This window comes from Phaeovulum sp., from assembly GCF_047638075.1.
GTDB lineage: Bacteria > Pseudomonadota > Alphaproteobacteria > Rhodobacterales > Rhodobacteraceae > UBA6197.
Genome location: NZ_JBLJBV010000034.1, coordinates 15,843 through 29,912, shown reverse-complemented (window position 1 = coordinate 29,912; position 14,070 = coordinate 15,843). Strand labels below are relative to the sequence as shown.

The 14,070-nt window shown below is 59.6% G+C and carries 13 protein-coding genes; 12 read left to right on the top strand and 1 reads right to left on the bottom strand.

The window, feature by feature from the left end; translation table 11 throughout:
• Window positions 1-46: 46 nt before the first annotated feature.
• The 8 genes from ACM62R_RS05115 to lpxB all read left to right on the top strand — a co-directional run bounded on the left by ACM62R_RS05115 (window position 47) and on the right by lpxB (window position 7,239).
• Window positions 47-454 (top strand): hypothetical protein, encoded by a 408-nt coding sequence (locus ACM62R_RS05115; protein ID WP_415182983.1) that lies wholly within the window; start codon window positions 47-49, stop codon window positions 452-454.
• Window positions 455-606: 152 nt separating this feature from the next.
• The gene (locus ACM62R_RS05110) at window positions 607-777 is read left to right on the top strand and encodes a hypothetical protein (protein WP_415182982.1); all 171 of its coding nucleotides are present in this window, start codon (window positions 607-609) and stop codon (window positions 775-777) included.
• Window positions 778-905: 128 nt separating this feature from the next.
• Window positions 906-3,281 (top strand): outer membrane protein assembly factor BamA, encoded by a 2,376-nt coding sequence (bamA, locus tag ACM62R_RS05105; RefSeq protein ID WP_415182981.1) that lies wholly within the window; start codon window positions 906-908, stop codon window positions 3,279-3,281.
• Window positions 3,282-3,290: 9 nt separating this feature from the next.
• Window positions 3,291-3,938 (top strand): OmpH family outer membrane protein, encoded by a 648-nt coding sequence (locus ACM62R_RS05100; protein WP_415182980.1) that lies wholly within the window; start codon window positions 3,291-3,293, stop codon window positions 3,936-3,938.
• Between the two features lie 84 nt (window positions 3,939-4,022).
• Entirely contained in the window at window positions 4,023-4,484 is a 462-nt protein-coding gene (gene fabZ / locus ACM62R_RS05095; RefSeq protein ID WP_415182979.1) for a 3-hydroxyacyl-ACP dehydratase FabZ, read from the top strand.
• Between the two features lie 3 nt (window positions 4,485-4,487).
• Window positions 4,488-5,288: an acyl-ACP--UDP-N-acetylglucosamine O-acyltransferase gene (gene lpxA / locus ACM62R_RS05090; RefSeq protein WP_415182978.1), complete on the top strand. Its 801-nt coding sequence runs from the start codon at window positions 4,488-4,490 to the stop codon at window positions 5,286-5,288.
• Entirely contained in the window at window positions 5,285-6,091 is an 807-nt protein-coding gene (locus tag ACM62R_RS05085; protein ID WP_415182977.1) for an LpxI family protein, read from the top strand. The genes lpxA and ACM62R_RS05085 overlap by 4 nt, the downstream gene beginning before the upstream one ends.
• On the top strand, window positions 6,088-7,239 hold the full coding sequence (lpxB, locus tag ACM62R_RS05080; RefSeq protein ID WP_415183002.1) for a lipid-A-disaccharide synthase: 1,152 nt from the start codon (window positions 6,088-6,090) through the stop codon (window positions 7,237-7,239). The genes ACM62R_RS05085 and lpxB overlap by 4 nt, the downstream gene beginning before the upstream one ends.
• Here lpxB and mnmA read toward each other — a convergent pair.
• Entirely contained in the window at window positions 7,236-8,369 is a 1,134-nt protein-coding gene (gene mnmA / locus ACM62R_RS05075) for a tRNA 2-thiouridine(34) synthase MnmA (RefSeq protein ID WP_415182976.1), read from the bottom strand. The genes lpxB and mnmA overlap by 4 nt on opposite strands.
• A 130-nt stretch (window positions 8,370-8,499) precedes the next feature.
• Here mnmA and ACM62R_RS05070 point away from each other — a divergent pair, with 130 nt between their 5' ends.
• The 4 genes from ACM62R_RS05070 to recG all read left to right on the top strand — a co-directional run bounded on the left by ACM62R_RS05070 (window position 8,500) and on the right by recG (window position 13,857).
• Window positions 8,500-8,778 carry a DUF1153 domain-containing protein gene (locus tag ACM62R_RS05070; RefSeq protein ID WP_415182975.1) on the top strand — a complete coding sequence of 93 codons (279 nt, stop codon included), beginning with the start codon at window positions 8,500-8,502 and terminating at the stop codon, window positions 8,776-8,778.
• A gap of 94 nt (window positions 8,779-8,872) precedes the next feature.
• A complete protein-coding gene (gene ctrA / locus ACM62R_RS05065) occupies window positions 8,873-9,586 on the top strand; it encodes a response regulator transcription factor CtrA (RefSeq protein ID WP_415182974.1) in 714 nt (237 codons plus the stop codon).
• A gap of 63 nt (window positions 9,587-9,649) precedes the next feature.
• Window positions 9,650-11,770 carry an NAD-dependent DNA ligase LigA gene (ligA, locus tag ACM62R_RS05060; RefSeq protein ID WP_415182973.1) on the top strand — a complete coding sequence of 707 codons (2,121 nt, stop codon included), beginning with the start codon at window positions 9,650-9,652 and terminating at the stop codon, window positions 11,768-11,770.
• Entirely contained in the window at window positions 11,767-13,857 is a 2,091-nt protein-coding gene (gene recG / locus ACM62R_RS05055; protein WP_415182972.1) for an ATP-dependent DNA helicase RecG, read from the top strand. Before ligA ends, recG begins: the two co-directional genes overlap by 4 nt.
• Window positions 13,858-14,070 lie beyond the last annotated feature (213 nt).

Sequence of the window (14,070 nt, the reverse complement as noted above, 5' to 3'; positions counted from 1 at the left end):
AAGGGGAAAGCGGGTTGGCAAAAGGGCGCGGCCAAAGGAATAGCGAATGCGTTGGATTACTGTATTGGGGGTTTTCATTGCCTGGGGAGGGGTAGGCGCGGCGCAAGATTTTACGACTGCCGCTGAAGTGCGGCCAATTTTAGCGATGACGCGCGCGAACTGGGTGTCTTTGCGGGAATATCGCGGTGCGGATATTATAAATTTTACGCATATACTGGGTTGGCGTTGCGGCCTGTCGTCAATTCGATATGGGTTGAATGGTGCCCCGGCCACACAGGTTTTCAAGATGGAGCCGTGCCACACCGGCAGTGCCCAGCCCAATGCCATCACGAGCGACGCGGTATACGTCAAGCAGCCGCTTGGGTCGGTCAAATCCATCAGCGTTGTTGTGGGCTATGATGATGGCAGCGCGGAGCGTGCGGAGTTCCAGCGCAATCAGGTCCTGAAACGGTAGGCTTTTGAGGCAGCGACGAAGGGTTCGTTGGGGGCCAAGGCAGGCCCCATCACCTTGACCTCACGCAAAAGCCCGCATGGCGGCGTTGGATCGTGCCGCATTTTGGCCATAAAGCATGGCTAGCCTTGGCCTTCAAAGGAAGGGGCAATACCATGGAAATGATCGCAAACAGTTGCCGCGGCCTTTCGGTTTTTGTCGACCTGATGGCGGATCGTATCCTGGTGCCGCTGGCAATTGCCGCGGCACTGGTCGGTGCCTGTATCATCGGGCTGGAAGTGGCGCAGATGTTGTCGGCGCCACCGGCCGAGCAAAATCGGCTTTGACCGCTGTTGGCAGCAGCGCCACACTTTGTTGACCTTGCAATTCAATCTCACCTTGGGCTTTTGACAAGCCCCCCCTTTAACGGTAGTCACGTTTTCAGGGACGGTTGTGATTTTGGCGGGAGAAGACAATGCAGGTCTGGTTTGCACGACGGGGCGAAAACGGGTTCGGGTTCGCTGGCGCGGCGCGCGCGGCATTCGTCTTTCTTGCCTTTGCAATGGTTTGGCTTGCCCCCGCCACAGAGGCGCAAGCGCAGAGCTATCGCTTTGAGCGCGTTGAGATTGAGGGCAACGACCGGATCGAGCCTGCAACCATTCTGGCATATACCGGAATCAGCCGTGGTGAGACGGTTTCAGCCGGGGCGTTGAATGATGCCTACCAGCGGCTGAAAGGGTCCGGTCTGTTTGAGCTTGTCGAGATTTTGCCCAAGGGAAATACCTTGGTTGTGCGTGTTGAGGAATACCCTACCATCAATATCGTCAACTTTGAGGGCAACAAGAAGATCAAGGATGAGGTGCTGGCAGGTATCGTTACCTCGCAGGCGAGGCGCATCTATTCCCCGGCGACCGTCGAGGCTGATGCGGCCAAGATCGTTCAGGCCTATTCCGAAACCGGGCGTATGGCGGCCCGTGTCGACCCAAAGGTCATTCGCCGCGAAGGAAACCGTGTCGATGTGGCTTTCGAGGTGCGCGAAGGCAAGGTGACAGAGGTTGAACGCTTGTCCTTCACCGGCAACCGCGCCTATTCAGACCGGCGTTTGCGGCAGGTTGTGAACACCAAGCAGGCGGGCCTGTTGCGCACCTTCATTCAGCGCGACACTTTTGTTGCCGACCGGGTCGAGTTTGACAAACAACTGCTGACGGATTTCTACCGCTCGCGTGGCTATATCGATGCGCAGGTCACGGGCGTTTCTTCTGAACTCGCGCGCGAGCGTGATGCCTTTTTCATGACCTTCAATGTGCGCGAAGGCCAGCAGTTCAAATTTGGCCATGTCACCACCGTTTCGGAAATCGAAGGGGTGGACGCTGCCGAGTTTCAAAAGCTGATGAAAATCCGCTCTGGCGTAACCTATTCGCCCAATGCAGTCGATAATGCGATCACCCGGATGGAAGGGTTGGCGCTGAAGAAGGGGCTGAACTTTGTTCGGGTAGAGCCGCGTCTGACCCGGAATGAACGCGATCGGACATTGGATCTTGAGTTTGCCCTGACCCGTGGGCCGCGCGTCTTTGTCGAGCGCATCGACATCGAGGGCAACACCACAACCTTGGACCAGGTGGTGCGCCGCCAGTTCCGCACCGTCGAGGGTGACCCGTTCAACCCGCGCGAAATTCGCAATGCCGCCGAACGGATCCGCGCGCTTGGCTTCTTTTCCAAAGCTGATGTGAATTCGCGCCCTGGCACCAATAGTGATCAGATCGTGGTGGATGTGAACGTCGAAGAGCAGCCCACCGGATCCCTGACCTTCGGGGCCAGCTATGGCGTCAGCCAGGGGCTAGGGGTGAATGTGGGCCTGCAGGAGGCCAACTTTCTGGGCCGGGGGCAATATCTTGGTATCTCGATTGCGACGGCGTCAGACAATGCAAACTCGTCAATCACCTTTATCGAGCCCTACCTTCTGGGCCGTGATCTGAAGTTCAAGTTCAACGTCTATTACAACACGTCGGACAATGACAATTCTGACTATTCGACCCGCCTGATGGGATTTTCACCTTCAATCGAATTTCCGGTGTCAGAGAATGGCCGACTGGAACTGCGCTATAAACTGTCAAAGGATCGTCTTTACGGCCTGACGACGGACTCTTCGACAATTCTTTTGTGCGAATCCGAGGATGCGCCCGCGGGTTGTGCCTATGATTTCAATGGCGGCGATCAGACAACCAGCGCGCTTGGTTATACCTACAGCTATGATACCAAACTGAACGGGTTGAACCCCAACAACCGCTTGCTGCTGAGCTTTGGTCAGGATTTTGCCGGGTTGGGCGGTGACGTTGACGCGATCACCACGACGGCGCGGGTCGCGGCCAGCACCAAGGTCATGCAAGAAGAGGTGACCTTGCGTGCTGAATTTGAAGGCGGTGCGATCCATATGTTGAATGACAGCAGCAGCCGCGTGCTCAACCGCTATTCGGGCAACGGCAAGATCCGCGGGTTTGAGTATAACGGCCTTGGCCCACGGGATCTGAACGCGGTCAATGAAGACGCCCTTGGTGGTAATTACTTCGTCGCAGCGCGGCTTGAAGCGGAATTTCCGGTGGGGCTGCCGGAAGAATATGGCATCACTGGTGGGTTGTTCATGGATGTGGGGTCAGTCTGGGGGTTGAACAACACCGTAGGCTCGGGCGGCGTGCAGGTTGATGATGATCTGCACTGGCGCTCTTCGGTTGGGCTTTCGGTGTTCTGGACCACGGCAATCGGGCCGCTCCGTTTCAACTTCTCAAAGGCCCTGGTCAAGGAAGACTACGACCTGGAGCAGAACTTCGATCTGACCATCTCAACCAAGTTCTGAGGCGAGAGGATGCGCGCGTGCTTTACGCTGACGCTGATGGGGGTGATGGCGGCCGGGGCTGTGGGCGCGCAAACGTCTGATACAGCGATTGCCAGTGAGGGTGTGACCGGCACCAACATTCAGGCGCAGGCGGGTGAGGACGGTGTCATCCTGGTGCCCAGCCCGATCCTTACACTGGATTGGGAACGCCTTTATGACTCGTCCCTGTGGGGCGCACGGGTAAAGACCGATATGGAGGCGGCATCGACACAGCTGAAAGCCGAAAACACCCGGATATCAGAGGGGTTGGTCGCTGAGGAAAAATCCCTGACCGAGCGGCGTTCTACGATGACCCCCGAGGCGTTTCGTGCCGAAGCTGACGCTTTTGATGCACGCGTGACCGATATCCGCGATGCGCAAGAGGCCAAGGCACACGCGCTTTCACGGCGGCTGGATGAGGAACGCCAGGCGTTCATCTCGGCCGCTTTTCCGCTGCTGGACGAAGTGCTGCAGGCACGGCGGGCGGTGGCAATTTTGGATCGCCGCGTGATCATTCGGGGCGCCAAGGATATAGATGTGACAGCGGATCTGGGCGCGCGCGTTGACGCGGCCTTGGGGGATGGGCGCAAACCCGCCCCAGAGACGCCGTCGACCCAAGCGCCCGGCACGGACAATTAAGCCGAGTTCTTGCCAAGGCGGGCTGGCGTTGCTAGCAAGACACAAAGTCGGGTGACAAACCCGCCACCAACGGGAAGGAACCCGATGTCCGAGCCAGCCGCCTACACCGAAGCCGACCTGAGCCTGATCAAGCGGATCATTCCGCACCGGTATCCGTTCCTGCTGATCGACAAGGTGCGCGACATCGTGCCGTTCAAATCGGCAGTGGGGATCAAGAATGTGACCTGCAACGAGCCGCATTTTCAGGGCCATTTCCCCGATATGCCGATCATGCCCGGCGTGACGATCGTCGAGGCGATGGCGCAGACATCTGCGGTGGTGGTGGGGATCAGCCTTGATGTGATCGACAAACCGCTGCTGACCTATTTCATGGGTATTGATGCCTGCAAGTTCCGCCGCAAGGTGGTGCCTGGCGATGTGCTGGAACTGCATGTGACCGTCAAGCGCGGCGGCGGCAAGATTTGGAAGTTTCTGGGGCAGGCCTATGTAGAAAGTCAGTTGGCCGCCGAGGCTGAATTTACCGCGATGATGGATTTGCAGGGGTAAATCATGGCCATTGACCCCAGCGCCGAGATCCATCCCGCTGCGATCATTGAGGCCGGCGCCCGGATTGGGGCGGGTTGCCGCATTGGCCCCTTCTGCCTGATCGGCCCCGAGGTGGTATTGGGGCCGCGGGTCTGGATCAAAAGCCATGCGGTGATCACCGGGGCCACCGTGATTGGTGCGGAAACCGTGGTCTTTCCTTTTGCCACCATTGGTGAGATCCCGCAGGATCTGAAATTTCAGGGCGAAAAAAGCCGCCTTGAAATAGGCGCGCGCAACCGGATCCGCGAACATGTGACAATCAACACCGGCACCGAGGGCGGCGGCTATGTGACCCGTGTGGGCGACGATTGCCTGCTGATGGCGGGCAGCCATGTGGCGCATGATTGTCAGGTCGGAAACCGGGTTATCCTGGTCAATAACGTGGCTGTGGCCGGGCATTGCGTGCTGGAAGACGATGTGATCGTGGGCGGGCTTTCAGGGGTTCACCAATGGGTGCGCATTGGCCGGGGCGCGATTATCGGCGCGCTTTCAATGGTCACGGCGGATGTCATTCCGCACGGTCTGGTGCAGGGGCCGCGCGGTCATCTTGACGGGTTGAACCTTGTCGGGCTGAAGCGGCGCGGCGCGGCGCGGGCCGAAATCTCGGCGTTGCGCGCAGTATATGCTGCACTTTCCGAGGGAAATTTTCGCGACAGCGCCCGCGTCCTTAGCGAAACCCCGGCGGCAGAGCAAAGTGCCTATGCGCGTGAGGTTCTTGATTTCATTCTGGGGCCGTCGGACCGCTCCTTCCTGACCCCGCAATGAGTGCGACCGCGCTGATCGCCGGAACGGGGGCGTTGCCGCGATTGCTGGCTGGCGTAATCAGCGGCGACTGGGTGTTGTGCGAAATGGAGGGGTTCCCCTCATCCGTGCCGGGGATTGAGCCGGTGCGCTTTCGCGTTGAACGGCTGGTGCCGTTTCTGGATGGGTTGGTGGACCGGGGAATTGGCCGGGTGATCTTTGCCGGGGCGATGCGGCGGCCCAGGCTGGACCCGGAGTTGTTTGACGCGCGCACAGCGACACTGGTGCCGCGCCTGCTGCAGGCGATGCAATCGGGTGATGATGCCACGCTGCGCGAGGTGATCGCGATTTTTGAGGATTGGGATCTGGAAGTGGTGGGCGCGGATCAGATTGACCCCGATCTGGTGCCGGGGCCGGGCGTGTTGACCGGCAATCCGACCAACGCGGATGCGGCTGATGCTGACCGCGCAGCCGCCATTGTTGCGGCCTTGGGTTCGGTTGACATAGGGCAGGGGGCCGTGGTCGCCCAAGGTCTTTGCCTTGCGGTCGAAGCACTTCCCGGCACGGATGCGATGCTGGAATTTGCTGCCTTGCACCAAGGGCTGCGGCCCAACCCTGACGGCGCGCGCGGGGTTGTTTTCAAGGCGCCGAAACCCGGTCAGGACCGCCGGATTGACCTGCCCTCTATCGGCCCCGAAACCGTGAAACGCGCGGCAGCTGCGGGGCTTGCGGGTATTGCCTGGGAAGCGGGCGGCGTGTTGTTGCTGGACCGTGCCGCCACCCTTGCCGAAGCCGAGGCGCGGGGCCTGTTCCTATGGGCGCGCTGAGGTTTTATCTGATCGCGGGCGAGGCCTCTGGCGACAAGCTGGGGGCAGCGCTGATGGTTGGGCTGAGGCAGCTTGCCCCCGACGCGGAATTTCTCGGCATAGGCGGCCCTTTGATGGAGGCCGAGGGCCTGCAAAGCCAGTTCCCGATGGAAGAGCTTTCGGTAATGGGCCTGTGGGAGGTGCTGCCAAAGTACCGCGCCCTCAAACGCCGCATTGCCGAGGCTGCCGATGCGGTCACTGCGCTTCGGCCCGATGCGCTGATTACCATCGACAGCCCGGATTTCTGCCTGCGGGTGGCGCGGCTGGCGCGGGCGGCAAACGCGGGGCTGAAAACCATCCATTACGTTGCGCCCTCGGTCTGGGCATGGCGCCCCGGGCGCGCAAAGAAAATGGCCAAAGTCATTGATCATGTGCTGGCGCTTTTGCCGTTTGAGCCGCCGTTGATGCAGGCGGCCGGCATGGGCTGCGATTTTGTCGGCCATCCGGTGGTGGCCGAGCCGCTGGCGACCAAGGCCGAAGCCGTCGCCTTCCGCGAGGCTCATTCGATCGGCCCCGACCAGCCCCTGGTGCTGTGCCTGCCCGGGTCGCGCGGGGGCGAGGTCAGCCGCCTTGGCCCCCGCTTTGATGAAGCGCTGATGCGCCTTCGGGACCGCGAACCGGCGCTTCGGGTGGTTGTGCCGACGGTGCGCGGGGTGTCCTCAATGGTGCGCAGCATGGCGGCGCGCTGGCCGTCGCCACCGATAGTTGTCGAAGATGCGGCGGAAAAACGTGCCGCCTTTGCCGCCGCCGATCTTGCGCTGGCGGCCAGTGGCACGGTCAGTCTGGAACTGGCCGCCAGCCGCACGCCGATGGTCATCGCCTACGATATGGCGCCGCTTAGCCGTCTGCTTATCGGGTGGATGCTGCGGGTGGATACCGTGACGCTGGTCAATCTGGTCTCGGAAACCCGTGCAGTGCCAGAGTTTTTGGGCCGGAACTGCCGCCCCGGCCCGATTTCGGCACAGTTGCTGCACCTGTTGGAAGACGCTGACGCCCGCGCCGAACAGCTTGCCGCGATGAACCTGACGATGGCGCGTCTGGGCGAAGGCGGCGAAGCGCCCGGCCTGCGCGCCGCCCGCGCCGTTCTTCAGGCTTTGGGCAAAGATTAACGCCCGCGCCAGATCCAGCCACCGCCCAGAATGCGGGTGCTGTCAGGGGCGTAGAACACGCAGGCCTGACCGGGGCTGACGCCTTCTTCGGGGTTAAGCAGCTCAACCGCGGCTTCGGTCGCCGAGATTGGGCGGATCACGGCGTCGCGCGGTGGCCGGGTTGATCTGACACGAACCAGCACGGGCCATTCGGCGCGACTTTCCAGCGGCGTATCGCCCAGCCAGTTGATTTCACGAACCGGGATGGTGCGGGTGGAAAGGGCCTCTTTCGGGCCGACGATAACGCGGCGCGTGTCGGGATCCAGCTTCACAACGTAAAGCGGGTCTTCCAGCCCGCCGATGCCAAGGCCGCGGCGCTGACCGACGGTATAGTGAATGACGCCCGAATGGGTGCCCAGAACATTGCCGTCCATATCCACGATTTCACCGGGATCGGCCGCATTCGGACGCAGCTTTTTGATGACGGCGGCGTAATCGCCATTTGGCACAAAGCAGATATCCTGGCTGTCGGGTTTATCGGCAACGGCCAGCCCGTATTTTGCAGCCAGCGCCCGGGTTTCGGCCTTTGATGCCAGATGGCCCAGCGGAAAGCGCAGGAAGGCAAGCTGCTCTGGCGTCGTGGAAAACAGGAAATAGCTTTGATCGCGGTTCGGGTCGGCGGCGGAATGCAGCTCCGGCCCTTTGGCGCCCAGTTTGCGCTGGATGTAATGGCCGGTGGCCATGCAGTCGGCCTCCAGATCCTTTGCGGTTTCCAGCAGGTCTTTGAACTTTACCCGTTCGTTGCAGCGGATGCAGGGCACCGGGGTTGCGCCGGCCAGGTAGGCATCTGCAAATTCGTCAATCACCGCTTCTTTGAAGGCGTTTTCATAATCCAGCACATAATGCGGAAAACCCATGGTTTCTGCGACGCGGCGCGCATCGTGAATGTCCTGACCCGCGCAACAGGCCCCCTTCTTGGCCAGTGCGGCACCGTGATCATATAGCTGCAATGTCACGCCGACGACGTCGTAACCTTCTTCGGCCAATACCGCCGCGACGACCGAACTGTCGACACCGCCTGACATGGCCACGACCACCCGCGTATCGCGCGGCGCCTTGGGGAGGCCAAGGGAATTTAGGGGGCTGTTCATCTGTGTTGTCCATTTGTGAACCAGGTCCGCAGGAATATAGGAAAATGCAAGATACTCACAACCCCGCGTTTCACCCCCCGTTAAGAGCATGGGTGCAGTGTGGCGGCAGCAAAGTCGAAGGGGTGAGGCAATGTATCTGAAAAAAGTTGATGGGCCGCGGGCGGTAACACTTCCTGATGGGTCGGTTTTGACCCGTGCGGACCTTCCGCCGGCGGACACGCAGCGCTGGGTGGCCAGTCGCAAGGCGGTTTTGGTGCGGGCGGTCGCCTACGGGCTGATTCCCTTGCCAGAAGTGCTGGATCGCTACGGTCTGTCAGAGGAAGAGTTCGCAATTTGGACCGAGGCTGTCGCGAAATATGGGGAATCGGCGCTAAAAGTGACTTCAATACAAAAATACAGACAACTTTAGGTTGTAATTCGATTATTAAATATGACAGTAACGTGTGGTTAACCATTTCACGCAAATGTGTTGGTGAGCGAGGTATTAATGCGGAGAATTTCAGATGCGGATTTTGTTGGTTGAAGACGATCCCACGACGTCGCGCAGCATTGAACTGATGCTGACCCATGCGAATCTAAATGTTTATTGTACGGATCTGGGTGAAGAAGGCATCGATCTTGCCAAGCTTTATGATTACGACCTGATTCTTCTGGATTTGAATTTACCGGACATGAACGGACACGAGGTGCTGCGTCAGTTACGCCTCGCACGGATTGACACGCCAATTCTGATTCTCTCGGGTGCGGATGATACCGAAAACAAGATAAAGGGCTTTGGCTTTGGTGCGGACGATTACATGACCAAGCCTTTCCATCGTGAAGAACTGGTGGCGCGCATCCATGCAATCATCCGGCGCTCAAAAGGGCATGCGCAATCCGTGATTCACACCGGTATGATTTCGATCAATCTGGATGCCAAGACGGTAGATGTTGCAGGCAAACCCGTCCACCTGACGGGGAAAGAATACCAGATGCTGGAGCTTTTGAGTCTGCGCAAAGGGACGACGCTGACCAAGGAAATGTTTCTCAACCACCTTTATGGGGGTATGGACGAACCTGAGCTGAAGATCATTGATGTGTTTATCTGCAAACTACGCAAGAAGCTGGCCGAGGTAACAGGTGGCTCTAACTACATCGAGACCGTTTGGGGGCGGGGCTATGTACTGCGCGACCCAAGCCCAACCGAAGTAGAACGCCGAATCGCCGTTGGCGCCTGACCCTCTGGACGGCCCCCTCCAGTGCCCCTAAAACTTTGTGGGGAATATGGACGGGGGCGCGGCGTGGATAATTCTGCGATGGTCGAAACACTGACCGAGGTCGAGGCAAAGGCCGAGGTGGAACGGCTTGGTGCGCTGCTCACGGCGGCCAATACCGCCTATCATACGTTTGACGCACCCGAGATTTCGGATGCGGAATACGACGCATCAAAGCTGCGGCTGGCCGCGATCGAGGCGCGTTTTCCGGCCTTGAGGCACAGTGACAGCCCAACCACAAAGGTGGGGGCGGCCGTGGCCGAGGGGTTTGGCAAGGTCAAACACTCGGAACGGATGCTCAGTCTGGAGAATGCGTTTGACGCGTCTGAAGTGGTCGATTTCGACGCAAGGGTAAAAAGCTATCTGGGGTTGGGGCCGTCTGATCCGCTGGCTTATACAGCAGAACCAAAGATAGACGGATTATCGCTTTCTCTGCGCTATGAGTTCGGGGGGCTGATACAGGCTGCAACGCGCGGGGATGGTGAAATCGGTGAGAATGTCACCGAAAATGCCCGCACCGTGGCCAATATTCCACAGCGCATATCGGGGGCACCAGACCTGCTTGATGTCCGCGGCGAGGTGTATATGAGCCACGCTGATTTTACAGCTTTGAACGCGCGTCAGGCGGATTGCGGCGAAAAAATCTTTGCCAACCCGCGAAATGCGGCCGCCGGGTCGCTGCGCCAACTGGATGCCACTGTCACGGCCGCGCGACCGCTCCGGTTTTTTGCCTATGGTTGGGGGGCATTGTCACAGCCGCTGGCCACGACCCAGTTTGAGGCGGTGAACAGCCTGGAAAAAATGGGTTTTCAAGTTAACCCTTTGACAGTTCTTTGCGATACCCCCGAAAAGATGTTGCAGCACTATCGCAGTATCGAGGCGCAGCGTGCGACGCTGGGCTACGACATCGACGGGGTGGTTTATAAGGTCAATAATCTTGCATTGCAGCGGCGCCTGGGATTTCGCTCGACCACCCCGCGTTGGGCAATCGCCCATAAATTTCCGGCTGAACTGGCCTGGACGCGCCTCGAAAAGATTGAGATTCAAGTCGGCCGCACGGGTGCGCTTAGCCCGGTTGCGCGTCTGTCGCCCGTCACGGTGGGCGGCGTCGTCGTTTCCAATGCAACACTGCATAATGAGGACTACATCGCCGGACGCGATTCCAAAGGGCAGCCTATCCGCGATGGCCGCGACATCCGCGAAGGGGATTGGGTGCAGGTCTACCGCGCCGGGGATGTGATTCCGAAGATTGCCGATGTGGATCTGTCGCGCCGGCCCGAAAATTCGCAACCTTATGTTTTTCCATCCAAATGCCCAGAGTGTGGCTCTGACGCGATCCGCGAGGAAGGGGATGCCGTGCATCGCTGTACTGGCGGGCTGATTTGCCCGGCGCAGGCGGTGGAAAAGCTGAAACATTTTGTTTCACGGGCTGCTTTCGATATCGAAGGGTTGGGCGCCAAGCAGGTTGAGGCATTCTTCAGTGACGGCTGGATTCGGCAACCGGCAGATATTTTCACGCTGCGCGAACGATTTGGCACAGGCCTGAGGCAGTTGAAAAACCGAGAGGGCTGGGGCGAAAAATCGGCTGAAAATTTATTCAATGCCATTGACGAAAAACGTAGCATCCCCTTGAAAAAATTCATATTTGCGCTGGGGATTCGCCATGTGGGCGAAACGGCTTCGGGTTTATTGGCGACTCATTTTACCAGTTGGGCCGGGCTGGAGAATACCGTGCGCGCCGCGTCGATGATGTCGGGCCCTGCATGGGATGAAATTCTGGCAATTGATGGAATGGGCGCCACAACAGCCATGTCGTTGGTTACGTCGCTGAGCCATTCGACCGACCGCGAAGCTGTTGAAAACCTGCTGCGCTATGTCACCCCGCAAGATGCGCAGCGCCGCGCGCCCACTGACAGCACAATTGCGGGGTTGACGGTGGTCTTTACCGGCACGCTGGAAAAGATGACCCGCGCCGAGGCAAAATCGCGCGCCGAAGCGTTGGGCGCAAAGGTTGCCGGCTCGGTTTCTGCGAAAACCAATATTCTGGTCGCAGGGTTGGGGGCAGGCTCGAAAGCGAAAAAAGCGGCAGAGTTGGGGGTGCGGGTCATCGATGAAGACGCGTGGCTCATGCTGGCGGGAACCGCATGACGGGCCGCCCGCCGATCCTGTTTCCCCTGTTTGCCGCACTGGAAACCCTGCCGGGGGTGGGGGAAAAAACAGCGCGCGCTTTTGCGCAGATCGGTATTGAACGGCCGCGTGACCTCTTGTTCACGCTGCCCTATTCGGGGGTGGATCGGCGCATTGTCACCACGATCCGCGATGTGGTGCCGCCCGTAACAGTGACCGTCGAGGTAGAGGTCGAAGGCCATATGCCAGCCCGCCGCAAGGGGGGGCCGGCGCGGGTCATGGTCCGCGATGCCGCCACGGATTTTCAGGTGGTCTTTTTTCATGCGCGTTCAGAGTGGCTGGAAAAACAGCTTCCTACAGGCCAACGTCGGATAATTTCGGGCAAGGTCGAAATCTTTGACGGGGTGGCGCAGATGGTTCACCCGGACCATATTTTGCGCCCCGAAGAGGCGGATGCGTTGCCCAGTTTTGAACCGGTCTACCCGCTGAGCGCGGGATTGACGCAGCGTGTCGTAGCCAAGGCCGCCGCGGGGGCGCTGACCCGTATAGGCGTTCTTTCGGAATGGATCGACCCCGCGCTGAAGACGCGCGAGGGCTGGCCCGATTGGCATGAGGCGCTTGCCGCGGCGCACCACCCCCAGGATTTTGGCGCGCTTGCCGCAACGGACCCGGCACGCGCGCGGCTTGCCTATGATGAACTGTTCGCCCATCAGGTTACCTTGGCGTTGGCGCGCGCGCAGATGAGACGTGGTAAAGGGCGGGTGACCGCAGGCACCGGGGCCCTGCAGACGCGCGTTCTGGCTGCGCTGCCCTATGCGGCCACAGGCGCGCAAACCCGGGCAATTGCGGAAATAACCGCCGATATGGCCAGTGACAAACGAATGAACCGTCTGCTTCAGGGGGATGTCGGATCTGGCAAGACGCTTGTTGCGTTCATCGCCTTGCTGGCGGCCGTCGAGGCGGGCGGGCAGGGCGTCATGATGGCGCCAACCGAGATTCTGGCGCGCCAACATCTGGAGAGTTTGCAGCCGATGGCCGAGGCGGCGGGGGTCAACCTTGCGCTTCTGACCGGTCGCGACAAGGGGGCCGAACGCGAGGCCAAGCTGCGCGCCTTGGCCGACGGGGGTACAGATGTGCTGGTCGGCACCCATGCGGTGTTTCAAAAAGACGTGCACTTTGCTGATTTGCGGCTGGCGGTTGTTGATGAACAGCACCGCTTTGGCGTAGCGCAGCGCATGGAATTGGGCACCAAGGGGCAACAAGCGGACATGCTGGTGATGACCGCCACGCCGATCCCGCGTTCACTTTCGCTGGCGCAATATGGCGACATGGATGTGAGCGTTCTGGATGAAAAGCCACCGGGTCGCTTGCCGGTGAAAACGGCCCTCATCTCAACCGCGCGGATGGAAGAGGTCACAAATCACCTGCGTCAGGCGGTTGCCGAGGGGCGTCAGGCCTATTGGGTCTGCCCCCTGGTCGAGGATAGCGAACTGGTCGACCTGACTTCGGCCGAGGACCGGTTTCGAACACTGCGCGCCGCCTTGGGGGATGAAATCGTGGGGTTGGTCCACGGTCAGATGCCGCCTGCGGAAAAAGACGCCGCGATGGCCGCGTTCACTGCCGGGCATACCCGGGTTTTGGTCGCGACCACAGTGATCGAAGTGGGGGTGAACGTGCCCAATGCCTCGATCATGGTGATTGAACGTGCCGAGATTTTCGGGCTGGCACAGTTGCACCAGTTGCGGGGCCGGGTCGGGCGCGGGGCGGCCAGTTCGACCTGTCTGCTGATGTATCAGGCTCCGCTAAGCGAAACCGGCGAGCGGCGGTTGCAGATTTTGCGCGAGACCGAAGATGGCTTTCGTATCGCGGAAGAAGACCTTGCAATGCGTGGGGCGGGTGATGTGATTGGCACCGCGCAATCCGGCCTGCCGCGTTTTCGCATTGCCGATCTGGAACGTCAGGCGGGGTTGATGGCCGTGGCCCAGTCCGATGCGCGGGCCCTGCTTGCCGCTGACCCCGGGTTGCAAGGCACACGCGGGCAGGCAGTTCGGGTGCTGCTGTGGTTGACAGAACAAGATCGCGCGATCCGGCTGATCTCGGTAGGTTAGCCTTTCGTTCTTATATGTTCTTAAAAAGTTCTTTACAGCGAGATGAAAAAATGAGAACAAAGTAGCAACAAAAGTGAGGGGAGACATCATGACCAAAAAAATCAAATCCGTTTTGTCACACAACTCTGACACGCTGTTGCAAGACGCCCTTGGTGCCGCGTCCCTGATGGTTCTTTTGGTCGCGTTTTTATATTTTCCGGGTCTTTGATCCGT